This window comes from Sessilibacter sp. MAH3 (assembly GCF_054658275.1).
In genome coordinates, this window is record NZ_BAAGIE010000014.1 from 60,848 (window position 1) to 82,223 (window position 21,376).

The 21,376-nt window shown below is 40.4% G+C and carries 17 protein-coding genes; 8 read left to right on the forward strand and 9 right to left on the reverse strand.

Annotated features, from left to right (window positions below):
- The first annotated feature begins 619 nt into the window (after positions 1-619).
- The 4 genes from ACYQ2C_RS10440 to elbB all read left to right on the forward strand — a co-directional run bounded on the left by ACYQ2C_RS10440 (position 620) and on the right by elbB (position 6,527).
- Positions 620-2,998 carry a hypothetical protein gene (locus ACYQ2C_RS10440; RefSeq protein ID WP_460102357.1) on the forward strand — a complete coding sequence of 793 codons (2,379 nt, stop codon included), beginning with the start codon at positions 620-622 and terminating at the stop codon, positions 2,996-2,998.
- Positions 2,999-3,481: 483 nt separating this feature from the next.
- On the forward strand, positions 3,482-4,588 hold the full coding sequence (locus tag ACYQ2C_RS10445) for a hypothetical protein (protein WP_460102359.1): 1,107 nt from the start codon (positions 3,482-3,484) through the stop codon (positions 4,586-4,588).
- A gap of 544 nt (positions 4,589-5,132) precedes the next feature.
- Positions 5,133-5,675, forward strand: a complete 543-nt coding sequence (locus ACYQ2C_RS10450) for a hypothetical protein (protein WP_460102361.1) — start codon at positions 5,133-5,135, stop codon at positions 5,673-5,675.
- 195 nt (positions 5,676-5,870) lie between these two features.
- Positions 5,871-6,527, forward strand: coding sequence for an isoprenoid biosynthesis glyoxalase ElbB (elbB, locus tag ACYQ2C_RS10455; RefSeq protein WP_460102363.1), 657 nt, complete (start codon positions 5,871-5,873; stop codon positions 6,525-6,527).
- A 3-nt stretch (positions 6,528-6,530) separates the two neighbouring features.
- On the opposite strand, the gene ACYQ2C_RS10460 is transcribed toward elbB, so the two are convergent.
- Both ACYQ2C_RS10460 and rsd read right to left on the reverse strand, forming a co-directional pair.
- Positions 6,531-7,517 carry a WD40 repeat domain-containing protein gene (locus tag ACYQ2C_RS10460; RefSeq protein ID WP_460102366.1) on the reverse strand — a complete coding sequence of 329 codons (987 nt, stop codon included), beginning with the start codon at positions 7,515-7,517 and terminating at the stop codon, positions 6,531-6,533.
- A gap of 197 nt (positions 7,518-7,714) precedes the next feature.
- Positions 7,715-8,200 (reverse strand): sigma D regulator, encoded by a 486-nt coding sequence (gene rsd / locus ACYQ2C_RS10465; RefSeq protein WP_460049017.1) that lies wholly within the window; start codon positions 8,198-8,200, stop codon positions 7,715-7,717.
- A gap of 1,033 nt (positions 8,201-9,233) precedes the next feature.
- Between rsd and ACYQ2C_RS10470 the strand changes: the two genes are divergently transcribed.
- The 3 genes from ACYQ2C_RS10470 to ACYQ2C_RS10480 are packed head-to-tail and all read left to right on the forward strand — an operon-like array spanning position 9,234 to position 12,036.
- Positions 9,234-10,598, forward strand: coding sequence for an ArnT family glycosyltransferase (locus ACYQ2C_RS10470; RefSeq protein WP_460102368.1), 1,365 nt, complete (start codon positions 9,234-9,236; stop codon positions 10,596-10,598).
- Between the two features lie 51 nt (positions 10,599-10,649).
- Positions 10,650-11,024: a GtrA family protein gene (locus ACYQ2C_RS10475; protein ID WP_460102370.1), complete on the forward strand. Its 375-nt coding sequence runs from the start codon at positions 10,650-10,652 to the stop codon at positions 11,022-11,024.
- A gap of 4 nt (positions 11,025-11,028) precedes the next feature.
- Positions 11,029-12,036 carry a glycosyltransferase family 2 protein gene (locus tag ACYQ2C_RS10480; protein ID WP_460052419.1) on the forward strand — a complete coding sequence of 336 codons (1,008 nt, stop codon included), beginning with the start codon at positions 11,029-11,031 and terminating at the stop codon, positions 12,034-12,036.
- A 117-nt stretch (positions 12,037-12,153) separates the two neighbouring features.
- Here the strand turns inward: ACYQ2C_RS10480 and ACYQ2C_RS10485 are convergent, their stop codons facing one another.
- The 6 genes from ACYQ2C_RS10485 to ACYQ2C_RS10510 all read right to left on the reverse strand — a co-directional run bounded on the left by ACYQ2C_RS10485 (position 12,154) and on the right by ACYQ2C_RS10510 (position 16,040).
- A complete protein-coding gene (locus ACYQ2C_RS10485) occupies positions 12,154-12,726 on the reverse strand; it encodes a DUF1444 family protein (RefSeq protein WP_460102374.1) in 573 nt (190 codons plus the stop codon).
- A 103-nt stretch (positions 12,727-12,829) separates the two neighbouring features.
- Positions 12,830-13,066 carry a hypothetical protein gene (locus ACYQ2C_RS10490; protein WP_460102377.1) on the reverse strand — a complete coding sequence of 79 codons (237 nt, stop codon included), beginning with the start codon at positions 13,064-13,066 and terminating at the stop codon, positions 12,830-12,832.
- 82 nt (positions 13,067-13,148) lie between these two features.
- Positions 13,149-14,132, reverse strand: coding sequence for a hypothetical protein (locus ACYQ2C_RS10495; protein ID WP_460102380.1), 984 nt, complete (start codon positions 14,130-14,132; stop codon positions 13,149-13,151).
- A 492-nt stretch (positions 14,133-14,624) separates the two neighbouring features.
- Positions 14,625-14,924 carry a hypothetical protein gene (locus ACYQ2C_RS10500; protein ID WP_460102384.1) on the reverse strand — a complete coding sequence of 100 codons (300 nt, stop codon included), beginning with the start codon at positions 14,922-14,924 and terminating at the stop codon, positions 14,625-14,627.
- A gap of 206 nt (positions 14,925-15,130) precedes the next feature.
- Complete coding sequence (locus ACYQ2C_RS10505) at positions 15,131-15,544, reverse strand: hypothetical protein (RefSeq protein ID WP_460052427.1); 414 nt, start codon at positions 15,542-15,544, stop codon at positions 15,131-15,133.
- A gap of 154 nt (positions 15,545-15,698) precedes the next feature.
- A complete protein-coding gene (locus ACYQ2C_RS10510; RefSeq protein ID WP_460102388.1) occupies positions 15,699-16,040 on the reverse strand; it encodes a hypothetical protein in 342 nt (113 codons plus the stop codon).
- A 1,551-nt stretch (positions 16,041-17,591) separates the two neighbouring features.
- Here ACYQ2C_RS10510 and ACYQ2C_RS10515 point away from each other — a divergent pair.
- The gene (locus ACYQ2C_RS10515) at positions 17,592-19,286 is read left to right on the forward strand and encodes a diacylglycerol kinase family protein (RefSeq protein WP_460102391.1); all 1,695 of its coding nucleotides are present in this window, start codon (positions 17,592-17,594) and stop codon (positions 19,284-19,286) included.
- A 178-nt stretch (positions 19,287-19,464) separates the two neighbouring features.
- Here ACYQ2C_RS10515 and ACYQ2C_RS10520 read toward each other — a convergent pair whose 3' ends face one another.
- The gene (locus ACYQ2C_RS10520) at positions 19,465-21,234 is read right to left on the reverse strand and encodes a DUF885 domain-containing protein (protein ID WP_460102394.1); all 1,770 of its coding nucleotides are present in this window, start codon (positions 21,232-21,234) and stop codon (positions 19,465-19,467) included.
- Between the last annotated feature and the right edge of the window lie 142 nt (positions 21,235-21,376).

Consider the following 21,376-nt stretch of genomic DNA (forward strand, 5'->3'; position numbering starts at 1 on the left):
GTACAAGTAGGTTTGTGGTAGGCGTCGTAAATACAACGACGTATCTTGAACAAACGATAAATAAAGGAAACTCTGATTAACCTAGAGTTTCCAGCGACACAAGGATGTGTCGCCAATTTCAAGAACCGTAAGTGATTGAAATTGTGAAGAAATTGGAAATCGTATTTTCAATTTCTGTGCTCTGATTAAATCATGGATGAGTTAATCAGAGCTTCCTAAAGGTTCCTTGGTAAAAGCTCTTTAGTAAAAGCTCTTTAATAAAAGTCTTTTAATAATAGGCGCTGTTTTAGGAAGCCATTAACAAGCATCTTAATATATTAAAATTTTCTACAAATGGTAGTTTCTATTAAGTCAAAAAAATGGCTACAGTGTTTAAAAGAACCTTCCTAAAAAAATGTTTCGTCTGAAACCCCGCCGTTTATTTTTTTAATTCTTATACCAAGCCGACCATAAGTTAAATAAAACTATATTTTTTTTTCACAAGCTGGGCTCTATTGGATCTGTGATCTATACCTAAAAGACTTCCCAAACAGTTGGGTAATTCACACCTATATCTCGAGTTATTTTGGTGCCTGTTTTGGGGCCAGGGAAATCTCGTAATTACTCTAGGAGAAAATAGATGGTTGGAATGTTGAGAAAAATAATAAATAAAAAATCGCTGTTGGCGTGTTCAATTTCGGTGGCGGCACTGACACTAGGTGCATGCAGTAGCGGTGGTGGCGGTGGCAACTCCGGCAGTTCTACACCGGTGTCTGTGTTTGGCGAAGCAGCCAAAGGCATCGTGATTAACGGTGTAGTAACCGTTTATCCCATTACCGGTGGCGATATTGATACCAACACGGTTTTAGGAACCGGTGTAACCGATAGCACGGGTAGCTACGATAGTATTGAGCTTACGAATTATTCGGGTGGTCCCGTCGCCGTTCGTATTACAGCCGCAAGTGACGGCAGCACCATGATGCGTTGCGACTTATCCGCCGGTTGCGGAACAGGTATCGCATTTGGTGATGATTTTCCTCTTGAAGATTTTGAATTAGACGCCGTATTACCAGAAGTTACCGCTAATACTGTTTCTGTTGCGGTTACACCGCTAACAACAGTGGCCAGTCAGCTTGCATTAGCTAATTTTGCCATGGGTACCGAAACCGATATTTTAGCGGCGATTAATAACGCCAACACCAGCGTCGCCAATCGCTTTGGTCTATCTGGCAGTGTTACCGAATTTGATGTGGTTGATGTCACCAACCCGGCCGATGTCGCCTCCGCCGAACAAAGTTCGTTGCAGTACAACTTGTACAACGCGGCAATTGTACAAGCGATACTGAGTGACAACAGTGGGGTTTCTATTGCGCAAGCGGTACAAGCTTTTGCTAATCAATATGTTGACAATGGCGGCCTTGCCGATACCGAAATCGACGGTGCGCCTGGTATCACGTTAGAAGACGTTTTATTGGGAGCTTCCGTTGTTATCGATAGCGTGCAAATGCTGCTTGCCGATGCTGGATTAAATGTTGATTTGGGTTCTCTTGAAACCGCAATCGATACGCAAGCAATGATCGCTGGCAACGGCAGTACAGACCCCACCGGTGGTACACCGGACGACAGCGTGGATGCAACTGAATTGCAGCTTGCGAAAGACGCGGTATCGGATGTTCGTACCTTGGTAACTAGCTTTGACGTAACTAGCTTTAATACGTTTGCGGATGAGTTGAGCCTTGCCGGTGACGCAATCAGCGACGGTACTCTTCAATCTCTTGAGGCTTTATCTCTCGCGTCTCAAGCAATTGCACGTGCCGTTGAGTTTATCGAACTTCAACAATCCACTGATTCGCAATACGTTGATTTAATCACCGGTATTACGGTTGCTATCAGCGAAGATACCTACACGGTTGATGAAGACGTTGTTGTCTTGGTGGACGACTTCACCGAAGTGAGCGTACCCGTATCGCTTGAAGCTGTGGCGAGTAATATCACATTGACCGAAACCATTGGCCAAACCACTAACGACGGCGGCGCCATTGATTCAATGGATACCGTAGACCCATCTGTTAGCACATCCGACTCAATCACCACCGAAGTTGATGTGACCTTAGATGTAAGCGGCAGCGCTGGAGTCGCAGGTGTTGTTTCTGTCTCCATCACCGGCGGCACCGCAAATGTTGCGCTAACAATTACCGATACCGACGCTGGTTTGGTCTCGGAAGATTTAGGCGATGGCACAACATTGTCTGGTGCAGGCTTAGAGTCACAATATGAAGCCACCAACGTCGGTTTGTCTTTGGATGTGGAAATTGCGCAATTAACGCTTGATAATCCAGTCACCTTCGAAGGATCAATATCATTCGATAGCAACGAAATTACCGGTAGCGATAGCGAGTTCTTGGGTGCGATCGTCGATAGCTCCGACAGTACAGGACTTGCCTTTATTACCGAGTTCAGCGAAAGCCTTGCGGTAGGTCAGGTCTCACTGGCTTTATCTGGAGAGTTCGCAAACGCGTCTGGCGAAAGTTTAACGGCTTCTTTAACCGTTAATGGTGATGCAACGGGCCTATTATTTAGTTGTGTAGAAACTGAAAGCGTTGATCTAGCGACAGGCGTGTTAACTTTGTCTGAAGACTGCTTAGGTGAAACCGAAGACAGCTTTGTTGATGTTACCTTTGGCCTTGGTTTTGTGCTTGATCTCGACGGCGTGTTGAGCGATGTCTCCGTATTACTTGTTGGCGAACGTACAGGGTTAGATACCGCAACAACAACCGCGGCTATTTCATACGATGAAGTGCAATTGCAATTCGGGTTAGATCTAACAACGCTCACGACTACACCCAGTGAAATTACCATCGTTAACCAAGACGACGTCGAAATTACTTTGGCGGAAGATTTAGACGGCGTGATTTCGGGTTCGATCAGTCTCAACGGAACTGTGTACGGTTTAATTGAAGAAAACGATAATGGCTTGGTAACAATCAATTATATTGATGGCGTCTTCGAGTCACTGTAGAAATCTCTGATTAATTCATCACGATTTAATCAGAAGACAGCAATTGACAATGCAGTTTCGAATCTCCTCCCAACTTCAAGAACTTACCGTTCTTGAAGTTGGCGACAGATTCTTGTGTTGCTGGAAATTCTAAGTTAATCAGTGTTTTCTATTCATTGTTCAATTAATAAATTTACTACCCCTCTAAAAAGGACGTGCAAGCGTCCTTTTTTATCTCTGCTCATTTTTGTATTTAACTTATTAAATTCAAAACAGCTGCGAAGATTATTTTTTAATTTAAACGGCAGAATAAGGCACGTCGGCTAAAGTTAAAGAAAAGCCTCTGGGAACCTCTGATCGACTCATCGATGATTTATTCAGAAGACGGACATTTCAAGCTCTTACCGCTCTTGAAATTGACGGCATATCCATGCGTCGTCAGAAACGATGGGTTAATCGGCGTTTTCATTAATAATAATTAACGTAATTGTTGGTACATTTTCTATGAAGAAGAGTTGTTTCTCTTGCCAAATTTTAATGCTGGTGTTGTTGGCGGTTGTTCAGCCAGTAAATGCCAAAGATCATATCGTAAAAAAAGACAGTGGAATCTTTATTGAGGTCGAAAGTTTTTCTTATAGCGAACCCGCAGCCATTAAACAATTAATCGACAGTTTTGAAGGCCCAGAGCCAGATTCTGGTGAAGTGGCTTTTACCTTTAACAAAGCAGCGATTGGTGGCCATTTTGGCAGTTGGGAAGTAGCGGTTTTTACACGTTACGATTATTTGCTCGAATTTAATTCCGACACCGTAGAATTGGTGTATCGCGAAGAAAACGATTTACCCTTCCCTATCGATCGCACCTACCACATTAATCTTGAACCAAATCATATTCAAGCCAATGGTATTTCGTTGGCCAAAAGTTTTCAGGTTCATAAAAATGTAATCCTAACGCCAACCATAAATTATCTCGATGCTGATTCTGTTACGCGTGGTTATTTACGAGGAGAGGTGAGTGTTGATGAACAAGGTGATTACGAGGGTGAATTATTACTGAACTATATTTACGAAGAAGATATTTTGTTGGATCGCGAACAAGAAACCATTTCTGGAAAAGGTTATAGCATTGATTTTTCAGCCTATTGGAAAATTAATGATAAATTATATGCCGCACTCGACTTTGTAGATTTATATTCCGAAATTCAATGGAACGACGTAACCTTTACGCAAGCCAGAGCCAATACTAATAACGTTATTTTTGACGATGAAGGTCGTCTGCAAGCAGTTCCACTGTTGTCTGGAATTGAGAGTTTTCGCGACTTTACGCAAACCTTGCCTTTTCGCGGCAGGTACGAGATCACTTATAATTTTTATAAAAACCTCTCGCTTACTGGCGAAGTTAAACAGGTTGAAGAATATTTATACCCACGGCTTGCATTGGGGGCCGATTGGGGGCGCTGGGGTATTGTCGGTGGCTACCAATTTGAGACAGAGGCAATCGACTTGCGTTTAATAACACCTTATCTCGATTTGTTTCTGGCGGCCGATTCCAGTGATTACGAGGATGCGCGCAGTATCACCGTTGGTTTGAGCATTCGATTACCCATTTTTTAAGAAGCACTGATTAACCTAGAGGTTCCAGCAACACAAGGATGTGCCGGCAATTTCAAAAACAGCAAGTATTTGAAATCATGAAAAATTGAAAATCGTATTTTAAATTCTGACCTTTGAATAAATTGCGGAAGAATGCATCACATTTTTTGTCACAGCAATAACCTCTATTTTAAAAACCTGCTATTAAAGGAAACTCCGATTAACCCTCCTTAATGTGTGCAGCGAACGGTAACTGATCCGGCGATTTTTATTCGAGTTAAAGCGTCAATTACTGTTTGTGTATAATATTAACAAAACCTACCGCGCCGTCAGAAGCGTTAGGTTAAGCCGTGTTATGTATTGCAAACAAGACTGATCTTGACCTGATACAGCGCGGCCTTCTGGGCGTAGTCACATTTACGTTTTCTAACCGTAACGATTAGATACAAGACGTGCTTGTATCCTCCATTGATGCAGTTACACTAGCGCCTGCATTGCCTCGTTTTAAATGTTGGTCTTGTTTTAATTGATGGTATTAAAACCGTAAGTGTTCAGGGTTAAAAATATGTCTCGGTGGTTTGTGTTGTTGTGCGTAGCTTGCTTAAGTGGTTGCGAGACTGGTTATATCTGGTCTTTAGAATCGCTAGGTTTTCAACGTCAAGAAATTTACATTAACAGCCTCGGCAATTACCAAGATGAGTTAACCGCAGCCGAGCGAATTGTTGTGCAATGCAGTGATGCCTCGGCACAGGCCGATACATGCACAAAAGAGTTAAAATCCGCGGCCAAAGCTTTACAAAAACAGACCGATTCCTTTAAGCGTGCCGGAAAATTATGGTTTCGATCGGAGTCGAAGTCTCAAGAGTTTGATGAAACCGGTAGCCTTAAGCAACAAATGGCTGACATTAATAACGCTGCCGACTCAGTTATTGAAAAAGCCGTGGCAATTCGCAAACAACTCAAACGCGATAAATCAGAACAAAACACAGTCACCGATGCATTAAATGAAGAGTTCGGTTTATTGCACACTCAAATGATCGAATTAAATCAAAAAGTTGATGATTTAACGTTTTGGATTGAAGCCGGATCATTGCTTCAGCCAGAATAATTCCCTTTCCGTAAAAGCAAATTGCGTTACTTGTAGAATGTGTCTACAAGAACGGCGCCGCTTGCCTGCTAATAATGGGCGATAGATGTTAATAGGAAATCTATAAGAACATCTATTCTTTGAGTGCTTTTCGTCCGTTTAAGTACCTAATTATCTTTCAAATTATCGTCATTCCTGAATTTGGAGAAGCAACACATGAGTAAAAAAGTAGCGGTAGTATTGTCCGGTTGCGGAGTCTTTGACGGCGCCGAGATATACGAGTCGGTATTTACATTGCTGCGTTTAAACGAAGCTGGCGCACGTATCGAGGCTTTCGCGCCGGATATCAAGCAATTGCACGTTGTAAATCATCTCAGTGGCGAAGTTGCCAAAGGTGAAACCCGAAATGTTTTGGTTGAGGCAGCACGAATCATGCGTGGTGATATTCAGCCTTTATCTGAGGCCAAGGCCGAAGATTTTGATGCGCTAATCGTTCCCGGTGGTTTTGGCGCGGCAAAAAATCTGTGTGATTTTGCGGTAAACGGTGTTGGTTTACAGGTCAATGAAGAGTTTTTAGCCTTCGCCAAGCGTTTTCATGAAGCTGGTAAACCCATTGGTTTGATATGCATCTCCCCGGTAATGGCCGCCGCAATTTGTGGCGCGGGCGTAAAATGTACCATTGGCCGTGATCTAGACACCGCCAAGGCAATCGCTGAATTGGGCGGCGATCACCAAGACTGTGGCGCGCGCGAGTTTACTTACGATGAAAACAACAAGCTCGCGACCACACCGGCTTATATGCTGGCCGAAAACATGATTGAAGCCAAAGAAGGTATCGATAAACTGGTCGATAAAATATTAGAGGTCGCCTAAGCACTACTGTCGGAGTTCGTGCAGGTATCCATTGGAGGCAACCGCGTAAAAAACGCCCTTTTGCTTAGCGAAGCTAACCGCTAACACCGATGCAGAGGTGGGTCGCCACGCATCGCGTTTTGGCAGTTTCCAGGTTTCTAGCAACTTGCCGGTTTCGGCCGACCATAACTGCACGATCTGGTCGGGACGACCGGTAAGCAGGAGTCGATCATCGTCACTGAAGGCGGCCGTGGTGAAGCGGCTGCCGCGTGCTAAACGCTGGGCACTCAAAGGTAAGGTCGTTAAGGTCTTGCCGTTGGTGGTGTTCCAAATCTCGGCCTTATCGTATTGAGCAACCACAAAAGCCGTTCTACCGCTGGGACTCAAGGCAACATCCACCACGTCGTCTTCGTAGCGCTTCTCCAGGACTTTTTTTCCCGTCGACAAATCCCATAATATTGCAAAGTCATCCTCTGAGCCGGTCAATACCAATTGGCCGTCATCGCTAATATCGATAGTCAATACTGTATCTTGATGGCGCAGAGTACGCACTAAAGAGCTTTTTTTGGCCGCATAGACAACAGCGGTATTATTGTTGAGAGCCGCCGCGACTAAATCAGCCTGATTTGAGGCCGCCAAATCCATCGGTTCCGCAGGAAGTTGTAAATAAGCACTTGCTTTCCCTGAGGTGGTTGACCAGAGCACAAAGTTTGACTCTTCTGCGGTTACTGCCCAGGCTCCTTCCGGGGAAAACGCCGTAGCAACAATTTCTGAATAGTTGCCCTGAGTGTGGTTCCAATTAAAAATTCGCTCACCTTTACTCTCCCACAGGCTGGCACCGTGATAGATCGAACCAACTACCGCATGAGAACCGTCACGACTCAAAGAGGCGCTATAAAGGCCCTGCTTGGCAACCTCAACCGAGCGTTTAGGCGACGCTTCAAAACAGCCGCTTAAGCAAAAGCTGAGCGACACGAGCCAAACTATGTGTGCAGAAACTCGAACAGACATCCGAACCACTCTCATAACAATAATCAGAGTTATCGGCAAAAGCACAAAATTATTCAGAGTGTCCAGTAAAAATATATCATTTAGAAAATGGGCAACAATTCAAGCGATAAGCTCGGGCGAGAAAAGAAAAACAATAAGTCGGGTAGGCAGGCAATAAGGGAGAAAATTCGAGCGCCACAATAACGCTCGATGAAATATCAAGAAGACTTTTCGGTTGATAAGGCTTCGTGCTTATGGGCATTGTGCAAGACATCAATCATTTGATCTTCCGCCTCAAAGCGATGGGCAAGCGTTTCGCCCATAATCGATAAATCTCCAACTAGAGTGCTTAAATCATCGATTTCGGCGTATTTATCGTTAAAATCGAGCAGGCTTTCGGTGGTTTTATCGATGGTTTGATAATAATCGGCGGCCTTTTTTAGACCTTCTGTATCCTCAAAGTGACGGCCTTCTTCGATTAAGTTCTCGTAAACTTCAAAATGACCGGCCGAAACGTAATCTACCAACAGCTGACACAGCTTTAATATCTTAGGGCCGTACTCAGGATCGCTGTCTTGGAAAGATTTAACACCACTTAAGCTGCAAAACAGAACCAAAAGCTCCTGACGCTCTGCCAGCCAACGATCAATAATTTCATTTACTCCGCCCCAGCGTTCTTGTGCGGTGCGACAGCCTTCCAACATGGTAATTCCTTAGTGTTTTTGTATTGTATAAAATGAATTCAAGATGCATGAATTTCATAACCACTGTATGAAGAAGATAGAATAACTCACGCCTGTGGGCAAGTAGAATCGAAACACACGGTGAACTGAGTGATAAATCGTTACTTATGGAAAAACATTAAGACGATAAAAGAAAACCCTATATTGCCTTGACGTTTTAAAGACGCAAAAAAGGCATAATCAAATTCGATAGCGATAATTTTTTGGAAATTGTCAAAAATGCTGTAAATCGTAAAGTTGGCATATGTCAACAGAAAAATCGGTGGCAAGCTAATCGACGCCATCACAAGTGATTCTACCTAACTACAACTAGATCGCACAATAAAAGTAGAATTTAATAACGAAACAGTATGCATATAACCTCAGTTATTGTTGACGCTTGTTTAAAATGTTAGATAGTATTTATTCACTTACTCAGATGTACTCATGAACGCACAACGTTAATAAAATCTCCTCAAAAAATAGACCGAACAAAACGCATTTATCAAATGTAAATTATTTCAGTAATTTGGTAATGGTTTTTTTACGCAAAAGATGGCATCCGTAAAAGTATAATTTGTAAAAGATGCAGTCGTTAAAAATACAGTTTGTAAAAAGATGCCGTCTGTAAAATGTTATGTTTATAGGAAACTCTGATTAACCTAGAGTTTCTCGCGACACAAGGATGTGTCGCCAATTTCAAGAACGGTAAGTGATTGAAATTGTGAAGAAATTGGAAATCGCATTTTCAATTTCTGCCCTCTGACTAAATCATGGGTGAGTTAATCAGAGGTTCCTATAAAAGGTTCCGTCCATAAACTGATATAGGGATAATACAAACAATACAAAGGAGTGTGTTCTAGTGCTTAATCATTTTTCGTTAGTAAATCAAACGAAAATAACACATCTTTATTCTAGTTCCCTGGTTATGGTGCCAATAGCTATAACCTGCTCTCTGGCAATAATTATTTTATTTCTAAATGGATTTGTCGAGGTTATCGACCAAGATGAAACCATGTATGCACTTGTTGCAAAATCTTTATTAAATGGAAGTCTGCCCTATCAAGACGTCTTTGATCACAAACCGCTAGGCATTTATTATCTATACGCAGCTTTTTTTCTGGCTTTTGGTGTTAACTTTTTTGCAATTCGCATAGGAACTTTGTGTGCTATTTTAATTATCTGTAGCTGTCTTTATTATGGCTTAAAAAAATTACGATTTTCCAACTCTGCCATTTTCACTGCAATTACAGTATGTTTGGCTTTTCCCCTGGGTTTGGCTGGCGCAGCCGGCAATACAGAAATATTCCAAACGGCAATAATTGCCGTTATTTTCCGAATTTATACACTATATCCCAATGATAAACCGGTTATTCATAACGGATTATTGGTGTGCAATGGTTTATTAGTGGCATTAGGGTTTTCAATTAACTATTTATTTTCTTTTTTGGGATTATTCGCGTATTTAGCGTTTATCACAATCTTATTAATAAACAAACGTTCGTTTATATCAGTCATCAAAATCAGTGCTTGGGTTTTATTAGGCTTTGTGGTTGGTAATCTGTTGATCTACTACGCATTTATAGCGGATTGGATTTCTGGTGGTAACTTAATTCAGGAATATTTCCAAGATCAAAAAACCTTTTTAAGCGGCTATCAATATCCTATTAATAAGAAATACGTTATAGAAAAAGGCTTTTACTGGGTAATTCCGTTTGTCCCTGTAGTATTAGCAGCGTTATCTTCCGGTTGGCATTATAGAGACAAAAAATTTCAAGCCGTTATTTTCTCAGTAATAACAGGCGTTGCTGGCGTAATTGCCGCGGTGATTTCGCGAAGTTTTTTTAATCATTACTGGGTACTTGTTTTAGTGCCGCTGGCGATTTTGGCGGCCGTCGCCTTTGAAAGCAGTAATGATACTAAACTCAAAAATGTGTTGGTTTTTAGCTTATGTATCTCGCTGTTCGGTTACATGGTAAGCGGATCTGAACGCGTTATTAACCATCATTTAAACCGAGTAGAAGCAAAAGAATCGCATCAAGCGTTTGAGTTTATGGCAAAAAATATCGGAAAAAATGATTTGGTTGCCTCTATATTAACAACGCCCGCGTATCTATTTATTAACAATATGCATTACACTCAAAAATACGTCTTTCCCAACCATATTCCCAAGTTAGAAGAATCGGGGGTGCTCGTCGCAGACGAATACTATGTGACATTGTTAGCGAGCAATCCCGACTTTATAATCGCCGATAAAGGATTGTGTATAGAAACTCTGGTAGAAAACCTAGACAGCACCTGTACACTGATTGATGAGCAGTATGAGTTTTTAGCTGATTTTGACGGCTGGTGGCCGGTAGAAATTTATAAGCGGTTGTAAACGGTTATAGGCAAAGCGACAGCGCAAGAACCAAAAAAGCAGAGATGTATCATGCAAATTATTAAATACGGATTGGTTGGCGCTTTTGGCACAGCTTTACATTATTTGGTACTTATTATTTTTGTTGAGCTAATGCGTGCTCCAATCGAAATAGGTACCTCCGTTGGCTTTATTCTCGGCGCCATTTTTAACCACCATTTTAATCACAAAGTAACGTTTAAAAGTGAGATAAATTACCGAGAAACTTTGTGGAAGTCGTTTCTTGTAGCCTGTTTGATGTTTCTTGCAAATTTACTGTTAATGGCGATATTTACACGCGTTTTAGCGATTAATTACATTGTAGCGCAAGTAGTAGCTACGGGAATCGTATTCGTACTAGGTTACTTACTTAATAAAAGTATAGTCTTCATATCAAAAAAGGATTGAGAATATGTATGTCACTATTGTAGTTCCCGCCTATAACGAGAGCGAAGTACTGGAGACATTTTATAAAACGCTTAATCCTATTATTAGTAACCTCAAAGTTGGCGCGGAAATACTGTTTGTAAACGACGGCAGTAAAGACAATACGCTGGATATAATTAAAGTCTTAGCCAAAAAAGATTCGAGAATTTCTTACATCAATTTAAGTCGCAACTTTGGTAAAGAAGCCGCGATGTCAGCGGGATTAGATAAAGCCGACGGTGACGCAGTTATTTTTATTGACGCCGATCTTCAAGACCCACCTGAATTAATTCCCGTAATGATCGAAAAATGGTTAGAGGGTTATGATGGTGTATTTGCGCGTAGAACTAAGCGTGATACCGATACCTATGTAAAGCGCAAAACAGCGCAATGGTTTTATCGCTGCATGGGAAAATTAAGCCGAGTAGAAATTCCCGAAAATACCGGCGATTTTCGACTAATTTCTCGTCGTTCTGTATTGGCGTTACGAAAACTACCCGAGACCAACCGCTTTATGAAAGGGCTGTTTGCGTGGGTAGGTTACCCACAAGCGGAAGTTACCTATGAGCGACCCGAACGCGCTGCCGGAGATACCAAGTTCAATTATTGGAAACTCTGGAATTTCGCCCTCGACGGAATTACAGCATTTTCAACGCTACCGCTACGCATGGCCAGTTACATTGGTGGATTACTGGCATTGGGTGCGTTTATTTACGGCATGGTTATTATTTTAAAAACGCTACTTTGGGGCGATCCTGTTGCAGGATACCCGTCATTAATGGTGGTAATGCTGTTTTTGGGTGGCTTGCAATTAATGTTTATGGGTGTGTTTGGTGAATATCTAGGGCGAATGTTTGAAGAAGTTAAACGCAGGCCATTATATTTAATAGAAACCCATCATAAATCTAACATCTCTGTGAATCGCGATATCGTTTCGGTGATACCTAAATCTGGGTCAATAAATACAATAGAAATACAAACCGAACCTGCCTAATTATTTTTGCAGCATTTTCGCGACTTTTTTGCAATTTACCACCAATATTGCAAAACCTAATCATGCAGTTGATAGTATTCACAATGTCGGTGGATTTTTAACTGCTTGAATCTAAGATTAGTCGATAACTTCTTCCCATCCGGTTGGTGTTGGTTTATAGATTAGTTTCGACAACGAATGAGTATCGTCAAATTTCATTTGTGACAGGATTTCTCGAAGCGCCTTTAGGCCATCTGCGTTGTTGCGTGCGTAAAGGACAAAATCGCGGTGCGGAAATGTCGCCGCAATAGAGCCGCCTATTTCTTTTTCTAGATGCTGCCATAGATTAGGGAATAAAATAGAACACGCTGCCATATTGTCTGGCGCGGTTAATTCGTAAATGATTTCGTTCGTTCCTATCTGAGCACCACGTATGGCTTCTATGCTATTTGCTAAAGCCGATTCTCTTAATTGTGATCGCTGAATATTGTATTCCTTGAGGCTTAAAGGTGTAGCCATAACATAACTTGGGCCGATATCAATGGCGTAAGTTAACAACAAGTCACCAGCGATTCGCTCCGTAATCGGTAGAGATGACTCCGTCATACCCTCAAGGCTGTTTAAATAGGTTAGAAAATTATCGTTTTTTATACGCGGCACAATCAAAGGTGCTTGTTGATTGGGCTGCTGATTATCAGATGAAGAGGTCATTTTTACCTGTCCTTAGGTTACGAGTTAAAATCGATAAGTACTGAAATAAAAAATTACGCATCGATAAAAATTAAAAAGTATTAAATCTTTTAGTTCAATAAAATTATTTGCTCATACGGCTTAATTTCTGACTAAGAGCACTCAGACGATTTTGCATAGCAGCATCAATCTCTTCTGGTTTAATGCGTTTTATGACGCTCTTTAGCACTTCAATTTCTTCATTGGTAATTACACCATCTGCTTCGGCTAATGTAACCAATTTGTCCAATTCACTGGCGTCCAGTTTACCGTCGTTTGAAAAGCACTCAATCGCTAGTAAAGACATCTCTATGTGAGCCATGCATTAATCCCTATAATTAGATTGAGCATAAAATAATACCAACTTGAGCTTATAAGAGAAACTCAAAATAATTAATATTTTTCTAATTATTTAATTTATCCACAATTTGTGCATCGGTAGTTGTGTAACTGCGGTAAATGGTGTGAGAACTACCAATGGTCGATTTATCAGAAAAGCCGAATGCTTTGTTACCTTTTCCAGAGATACTTAATGCAGTACCTACAAGGTAAAACTGGTTGTACGGATTTACGATATCTTCTTCTGATAAATCCGTTAGCATTAATAAAGCTCCTCCACTAGCACCAGAAAATACTACGGTATTCATAGAAAAGTAGTCGCCGTAAGTTCCTAATCCGTCAGTGAAATCTTTGTTGCTAATTCCATCGTCGTAGGTCAATACTGCCCCATCTTGCCCTTTATAATCGTCACTACTGTAACCGGCTGAGATTATAACGGATCGTTTGTTGTAGAAAATCATATCGGAAGGCGACATGGTAACTTCGTTTTCAATTAAAATGGGTTTTATTTCAGAAAAAGGAATTTTTTCATCAAAAGACAATATCTCGGCGTCTTGTTTTAAATTATATGCCTCAAGTTTTAAAAGTTTCTCAACTCTTTTTCCAGACTTTGTTGTGGTAAGCCATTTAATACTCTTAATATCAAAAAGAGCTCCCGTTTTAGTTCCACCAAAGCAATGGCCAGCACTATTAATTACACGACTTGACTGACCCGGAGTGGTTGCAATCAAACTCCCCGAGAAAGTGTTTTCAGTTTTTTCGTCCGCGTGGGATACAATAATTCTTCCGACGGCATCCAGAACTTCTGGCGACGATTGGGTTTTTACTTTTCTGCGGTCAATTTTTTTGAGTTCGGTTAAATCCGTGTAAATTGTAAAACCTTCTTTCTCGTAACTCGGAATATCTGTACTAACCTGATTTAGTTTCGAATAGGGATAGTTTTGGCGTGGAATATTTGTACTAATTTTTGAAGAATTACTCTCGGTTGCTAATGTAGTAAATGAAGAAAATAATAATAAAATCAATAACTTGTTAGGTAATACTTTCATTTAAATGTCACACACCCAGATATCCCGAAAGCTACAAGGTTTAACGGTTACTTGCTTTTCAACATTCGATTATAGACCGCCGAAGTTTGCCTCACTTTCGGAAAAAGAGATAGTTATGAGAGTTAAATAATGGATATGAGTCAGGTTGGAATGTTCGTTATATAGGGCGCGTAACCCGAGTGAGCTGACGAGAACTTACCGTAGTAAATACTGGAAAACGAACTCTTTAAAGATGTTAGGTTTCTACGGTGTTGGAGCAATAAAAGATAATCTGATTTAAACTGGTAGAGTGTATTCAACAAAATATACACATGCCAGAATAAACTATAGAAACCTCTGATTAACTCATCCATGATTTAATCAGAGGACAGAAATTGAAAATGCGATTTCCAATTTCTTCACTATTTCAATCACTTACCGTTCTTGAAATTGGTGACACATCCTTGTGTCGTGAGAAACTCTAGGTTAATCAGAGTTTCCTATAAATACATCCTAGATAGCATCTGTATTTTTAGCATAATTGTAGTGGTAAATAGCGCCAACTGAAATCCTGGTTAACAGTAAAAAACAGTATTCAATACTTATATGGAAACCAAAAATCGAAGCAATGAAAGATGCTCCTAAAATAGAAGCACTCAAGTAGTTGTTCACCTTGAGTCTGACCAAAACATAATACATAGGTGAACCGACAATTAATGCCAACAAGAAAACCGCAATAACTGACACTGAATAAGTTAATAACGAAAATATTATAAATGTGAAAATTTGTAATATTTCGGTTGCTTCGGTCATAGCAGATACGGCAGATATGAATAAGATTGGTACGCAGCCGAATATTGAGGCGTACATAGATGACGAAGCGGCGTTGAAAACTGGATTCATAGATGTAATAAATTTGATCGAAGATGCTATATCCATTGATAGAAAATCGGCAAATATAACATGGATACGATAATGTGGGGCTGCATTATTTTAGTAAATGGAAACCGAAATTAAAATTAAGTAGAAGTTGAATTGTTTATTCTTAAAATACTTATTTTAACCAAAGAGATGAGCGAAATTGTAAAAAAAACCATGATGCTAACTAGGGCCATAATACCGCCAGCTGCGAGTGTTCCCGTAGCGGTGTGAACGTAGAGAATCACACTGCATGGAATAACGGAGAGTAGACATATTGATTCACTCTTTATTATTCCCTTTTGGTTGCGAATTGATATTGCCGCAGCAAGTGGGATGATAAATGTAAGCACCGACAACCATTGAGAAGTTGATCCAAAGTCGGAAATAATGTATCGCTCAATAAGATCGGGCTGTGCCTGATTTCCTTCCTCAATTGGTCCGCTACATGTAGATAAAGGAAGAGTTAAAGAAAAAACCAATAACAACCCAAAAAATATTCTCAAAATATACATTTATTGTCTCGATTACCTTTTGTGTAACTTAATAATCTGGTTGTACCAGAAATATTGATCTATTCCAATCAATAATGTTGCCTTGTATACTGTTTCTAATATAACTCAAAGTGTACAAAATTAAACTTGTTTAGCTTGAGATTTTATGAGGTAATTAGATGCTTGCTGCTCTATAAATATAAATTACGTAAACTAAAATACAGGCTGCGAAAATAATTGCGGGCATAACTCCTGCCCAATAAATAATATACTGGCGAATTAAAAGCTTGTTTTTATATTTTGGTTTAACAAGTCCAGACCAACCTAAAATTAACGTTGTTACACCAGCAACTAATGTTGCGAGTGGAAAGAGCTCGTATGATATTAATAGATGACCTACCAATTGCTCTTCACCAGACGAATTAAATCTATTTAGGGTGAAGAAAAGCCAGAAAAAATACACGGTTAAACAGGTGTAAATAGTAATAATTCCAATTTCGTCTTTATGTATTTTCATGGTCCTTCATGACCGTTTTTTATGATTACATTTGCTGGTTGTGTGTTAAAGATTTTTTCCTGGAATCAGCCGATATTCTGTGAAAATCTAGCAGTCTTTTTTCAGATCCAAACAACGCTCCAAATCCGTGCCTGTTAAATCTTGGTATATAGATGCTCTACGATAGTAATCGTGAGCTTACTCATAATCTTTATTCTCGTAAAATTTATTTGCTTCGAGAACTAATTCATTGTGGCAAGTAAATTTGAATTTCTTCGATGCTTGGCTTAGAACAAGCTCGTTTATTACCGTAAATAAAAAGAACTATTAAAAAGTTCAGTCCTTTGAAAATCACTGCCGTTATATACAATATTTAATTTAGTCGTAAATTTCGGGCCAATTGATATCAGAGTTCTCGATCTCGTCAATATACTCCTTCATAGATTGAGCCCATAAATCAGTGAAAACTATAAGCTTCCAATTTTTTCTTCCTTTTTTACCACTTAGAGTATAGTTTCCACTCCAATATGTAATTTCTTCGTTATCTGATTCAACCCATTCTAGATCTACTCTTGTTGCATGTATAACTTTATTACATGATTCTCGGATCGTTAGATCAAAGCTATTATTTTCCATTTGGCCGATGGATCTGTTGTTAGAAACAATATTTTCTGCAGAATTCAAAAAACACTTATTTCCATGGGAATTCAACAAATCCTCAAACATTCTTAGGGATATTGATACTTCGATAATATATCGACTCAGAATCTCTTCTAGTGTTCGGGAATATTCAAGCCAGGATTCTGATTTACATACAAATTCAGACTTCTTACTCCCAACGCTTGTGCAATAACTATTGCTTGCGAGCGCTAGTTGTCGAATTAGAAATAGTTTTTCTCTCATAGCTTGGGTATTAAATATATGAGGCATTGTTACTTCCTATTTTGAATTTCTTCAAGGGGCTGAAGTTTGCAACATATCCGGTACTACTGTAGATGTGTTAGTAGGGTTTTTTTCGAACGCTATCTCTAAACCTCTGTTACGTCAATCTTCCGCTTTATGTGGCGTTAATTTCATCTTTTAAAGTTAATTTGGCGAAAAAATTAGATTTCCGTTGCAGCTTTTGGGTTAGATGGCTGTGACTGATTTTTATTAAGTTAACAGGTTGAGAAGTATTGAAGTTAATGTTTAGAGTTGGTTGTTTCGAGCTGTAATTTGGTTTTAGGTTTTATTAACTCGGGCTAATGGTAATTTTCTAGGCTTATTAAATTTCTATCTAATTGATTTTTAATTTTTAAAGTTACCGTTTATTTGCCATTTTTTTTAAAAACTGATGGTGTTTTTCTACTGTTAAAAGACTAAATATAAATAATATTTTTATTGAGGAAAGGAGTTTTGTCTTTTGGTCGATGTTTAATTAATGGTATTTTTTACACGTATTTTCTCTACTTTTGTAATTTTTACACTGGATCGGTATTTGCTGTGTTATTGGCTATCTATCTAATATTGATAGTCTTAATAAATACAAACTGCACAGAATTGAATACAGAGTAAAAATAAAGAGAGGGTATTGTGGAATACGTTGGAGCTATTTATTTGCTCGTCGGTGTTTTGTTTGCGATTGCGGCTTGGTTTACGCCAGTTTTTGTTTTGAAAGCTTTGCTGTTGTGGTGTGCACTGTCGGTTTTTGTGGTCGGTGTTGCTTATGTGCTTAACAAGCCTGCAATCTTTAGAAAACGCCTTGATGGTCGTATTACTTGGTGGACGCGCTGGTTGTTTATTCCTTTCTTATTGTTTGCCAAATTTTACAATGAATTTGTAAGAAGTCGCGACAAGGTGCCACGAGTGCAAAAAATTTCCCCTAGTCTTTATTTGGCGGGTCGTTTAACGCGCTCTACCCTACCTGTTATCGAGTCTGAAAATATCACCGCTGTATTGGATGTAACCGCCGAGTTTGATGCCTTAAATTGGGAGAGTGAGAAGCTCGGTATTCAATATTTGAATGTTCCGGTGCTTGATCATTCTATTCCTACGGTTGATCAGTTGAATAAGGCGATTCGCTGGATTGATCATCAAATCAGTAGCGGTGGTAAGGTGGTAGTCCATTGTGCGCTTGGTCGTGGCCGTTCGGTCTTGGTGATGATGGCGTATTTGATTGTTAAGCATAAAAAAGACGATATCAGAGCCATGCTTAGCGAAGTAAAAGAGATTCGTAATACCGCAAATTTGAATCGTAAACAGTACAAACACCTTCATAAACTCTACACGTCGGGTAAGTTAGAACTGCTTCAAGACGCGTGGATTATTGCAAATCCTAATTCGGGTTCGGGTAATTGGGGCGAAATTAAACCGCAGATAATTGATGCTTTAAAAGAGTATTACAACTTAACTGTGCGTGAAATGAACAAACAACAAAGTCCAAAACAATTGGTTGAACAAGCCAAAGCTAACGGAGCTAAAATGATTATCGCCTGTGGCGGCGATGGTACCGTAGCGGCGGTTGCCGAGCATATGGCTAATTCCAATATTCGGCTGGGCATTATTCCCAACGGTACCGCTAATTCGGTTGCCAAGGTATTGTTTGGTTTAACCGAAACCACCACAGAAGCTGCGTGTAATATTTTGATTGAAGGTAATGTTCGCACCATTGATACCGCAACGTGCAATGACAAAATGATGATGCTGGTTGCGGGTGTTGGTTTTGAAGAAACCATGGTACGCGAAGCCGTGCCCGATAAAGAATCCCTTGGCCAAATGGCTTATGTAAAAAGCTTATGGTCGGCCATTAGCGAAAATAAAAACCTCAGCATTAAAATGACGTTAGATGGTGATTGCGTTATTGAGGCCAAAACACCGAGTTTAACGATTGCTAATATTGCGCCCATTACCTCTGTACTTGCGCAAGGTAACGGTGAGCCAGAATATCGTGACGGTTTATTGGATATCACGTGGTTAGATACCTTCGATGCGAGCCACGCTAAATATATGAGTATGTTCGATTTAACCATGGCTGGGTTTTCACCTGAAGCAGCTAAATCGAACGAGAATATTCATCATTATCAGGCCAAAACCATTGAGTTGACGGTTGACGGAGCGAAGAACTACGTTCTTGATGGCGAGATTTTCGAAGATTTACCTTTAATAATTAAAGTACAACCTTCGTCGCTGCATGTGCTTGCGCCAGAATTTGCTGAAGTTCAACAGCGTCAAGCAGTTAAAATTGATGATGGTGAAAACTCTAATTCAGAAGAAAAATCTGCGGCCTAAGAGGAAATCAAAAAAATCTTTTTGAAAGTGTTTTGACCTTTTTTGAAATCGTTTTTGATATTGTTTTTGACAGTAACGTTATTTTTAAACAAAAACCGCCGAAAATTATCGGCGGTTTTTTTATGTGAACCTCTGATTAACTCATCCCTGATTTAAGCAGATATTTAATGGTTGGCGATTATCCGCTTTGTGTTGCCAACCATTTATCCATCAATTCTTCTAAAATCGATAAAGGAACGGCGCCATTTTCTAACAACGCATCGTGGAAGGCGCGAACGTCAAATTGAGCACCCAATTTTTGTTCAGCTTTTTCACGCAATTCACGAATTTTTAATTCCCCCATTTTGTAGGCCAATGCTTGGCCGGGCCAGGTAATGTAGCGATCTACCTCTGCGGTGATGTTGTGCAAGCTTAATGCGGAATTTTCGGCCATAAAATCAATGGCTTGTTGGCGAGTCCAGCCTTTGGCGTGAATGCCCGTATCAACCACCAAGCGCAGTGCGCGCCACATTTCGTAACTTAGGCGGCCAAAATTGGTGTAAGGGTTATCGTAAAAACCCACCTCTAAACCTAAGCGCTCTGCGTATAAACCCCAACCTTCAATAAATACGGTGTTGTTAATGTCACGGCGAAAATTAGGCACATCGTTTTCGTACGCAAGGGCAATTTGTAGATGGTGGCCCGGTACCGCTTCGTGCAGGGTGAGTGCTTCGAGGGTGTATAAAGGACGAGCTTCAAGCAGCGAGGTGTTTATGTAATAAAAACCGGCTCGTGAGCCATCGGCGGCGCCGGGTGAGTAGTAAGCCGTTGTGGTTTTTTCGGCGATATCGGCCGGTACTTCTTTAATGCCGTAGGGGTTTCTGGGTAATTTGCCAAACAGTTTTGGCAGTTCGCCATCCATTTTTTTAGCGATGGTGCTTACGTGTGCGACTAATTCTTCTGGTGTTTTTGCGTAAAACTGCTTATCGGTGCGCAGGTATTGAATAAATTCTTGTAGGCCACCGTCGAACTCGGCCTGTTTAATGGCAGCAATCATTTCGTCGCGAATACGTTTTACTTCGCTTAAACCAATGTTATGAACTTCGTCGGCGGTTAATTCTGTGGTGGTGTATTTGCCTACTAAAAATTGGTACAGCTCATCGCCTTTTGGCCAATTGGATGCGCCGGGAATTTTGGCGCAATTAGGTTGGTATTCTTTTGCGTAGAATTCACCGAATAACGCAATTTGTGGAATTACCGATTCTTTAATGGCAGCTTTTGCTTGGGCTTGTAATGTTGTCTTGCGTTCTTCAGAAAATTTATTCGGTAGCTTTAAAAAAGGTTCGTAGAATTTACTGTCTTCTGGATTTTTTACCACATGGGTAGCAATGGAGTTTTCGTAACCGGCCATGGACTCACAGCTTTGTACCAACCCGAGCGATACCGCTTCGCGCGCGACTTCCAGTTCGTGGGCCATAAATTCTGGCACCGCTTGCAAGCGCTTTATGTAGTTTTGGTGATCTTTGTCGGTAAACAGTGGCGCCTGGCCTAAAAAATACACCAATTCTAAATGCGGGCCGGAGCGATTGGTGATGTTAAATAAATCGGTTTTATGAATGTGTTCACCAACATTTACATTTAATTCGTGAGTGAGCAATTCGTAATTTAATTGGTTTTTAGGCGTTAGCGAATTGAGATTTAGCTTCGCTAACTTGGTTAATAACTTACTTTGAAAATCACTGTGTGCGGCTAAACCTTCCAGCGAGTTATCGGGCAGCTTGTCGTTGTATCGCAAGTCTCCGTAGTCAGATGCTTGAAACGGATGTGTTTGTAAGAAGTATTGCCAGTGCTCGTCGAGCAGCTTTTCGAATTTTTTGTTTTCATCGGCGTGGGACGAGGCACTAAATGCGATGCAGCTGGCGAAAGCCACAACTTTGAAGGAACGAATTTTTTGGGTCAGCAGTTTCATGGTCGCCCTTTTAGGCTAAAGGTTAAATTCAACGTACGATTTAAGAAATCTGTTGTAAAAGACGAACCAAAAACCGCCTTCCCGAAATAACCGGTGTTGGTAGCACGGTCGCGGTACTTGAATTGTTTTTGAGAATCCTTAA

Coding starts and splice junctions, on each gene's coding strand:
- ACYQ2C_RS10480 (WP_460052419.1), top strand. CDS start 11,029: ATGTATGTCACTATTGTAGTTCCCGCCTATAACGAGAGCGAAGTACTG.
- ACYQ2C_RS10470 (WP_460102368.1), top strand. CDS start 9,234: ATGTATGCACTTGTTGCAAAATCTTTATTAAATGGAAGTCTGCCCTAT.
- elbB (WP_460102363.1), top strand. CDS start 5,871: ATGAGTAAAAAAGTAGCGGTAGTATTGTCCGGTTGCGGAGTCTTTGAC.
- ACYQ2C_RS10440 (WP_460102357.1), top strand. CDS start 620: ATGGTTGGAATGTTGAGAAAAATAATAAATAAAAAATCGCTGTTGGCG.
- ACYQ2C_RS10460 (WP_460102366.1), bottom strand. CDS start 7,517: ATGTCTGTTCGAGTTTCTGCACACATAGTTTGGCTCGTGTCGCTCAGC.
- ACYQ2C_RS10520 (WP_460102394.1), bottom strand. CDS start 21,234: ATGAAACTGCTGACCCAAAAAATTCGTTCCTTCAAAGTTGTGGCTTTC.
- ACYQ2C_RS10485 (WP_460102374.1), bottom strand. CDS start 12,726: ATGACCTCTTCATCTGATAATCAGCAGCCCAATCAACAAGCACCTTTG.
- ACYQ2C_RS10510 (WP_460102388.1), bottom strand. CDS start 16,040: ATGAAAATACATAAAGACGAAATTGGAATTATTACTATTTACACCTGT.
- rsd (WP_460049017.1), bottom strand. CDS start 8,200: ATGTTGGAAGGCTGTCGCACCGCACAAGAACGCTGGGGCGGAGTAAAT.
- ACYQ2C_RS10500 (WP_460102384.1), bottom strand. CDS start 14,924: ATGACCGAAGCAACCGAAATATTACAAATTTTCACATTTATAATATTT.
- ACYQ2C_RS10445 (WP_460102359.1), top strand. CDS start 3,482: ATGAAGAAGAGTTGTTTCTCTTGCCAAATTTTAATGCTGGTGTTGTTG.
- ACYQ2C_RS10495 (WP_460102380.1), bottom strand. CDS start 14,132: ATGAAAGTATTACCTAACAAGTTATTGATTTTATTATTATTTTCTTCA.
- ACYQ2C_RS10505 (WP_460052427.1), bottom strand. CDS start 15,544: ATGTATATTTTGAGAATATTTTTTGGGTTGTTATTGGTTTTTTCTTTA.
- ACYQ2C_RS10450 (WP_460102361.1), top strand. CDS start 5,133: ATGTCTCGGTGGTTTGTGTTGTTGTGCGTAGCTTGCTTAAGTGGTTGC.
- ACYQ2C_RS10490 (WP_460102377.1), bottom strand. CDS start 13,066: ATGGCTCACATAGAGATGTCTTTACTAGCGATTGAGTGCTTTTCAAAC.
- ACYQ2C_RS10475 (WP_460102370.1), top strand. CDS start 10,650: ATGCAAATTATTAAATACGGATTGGTTGGCGCTTTTGGCACAGCTTTA.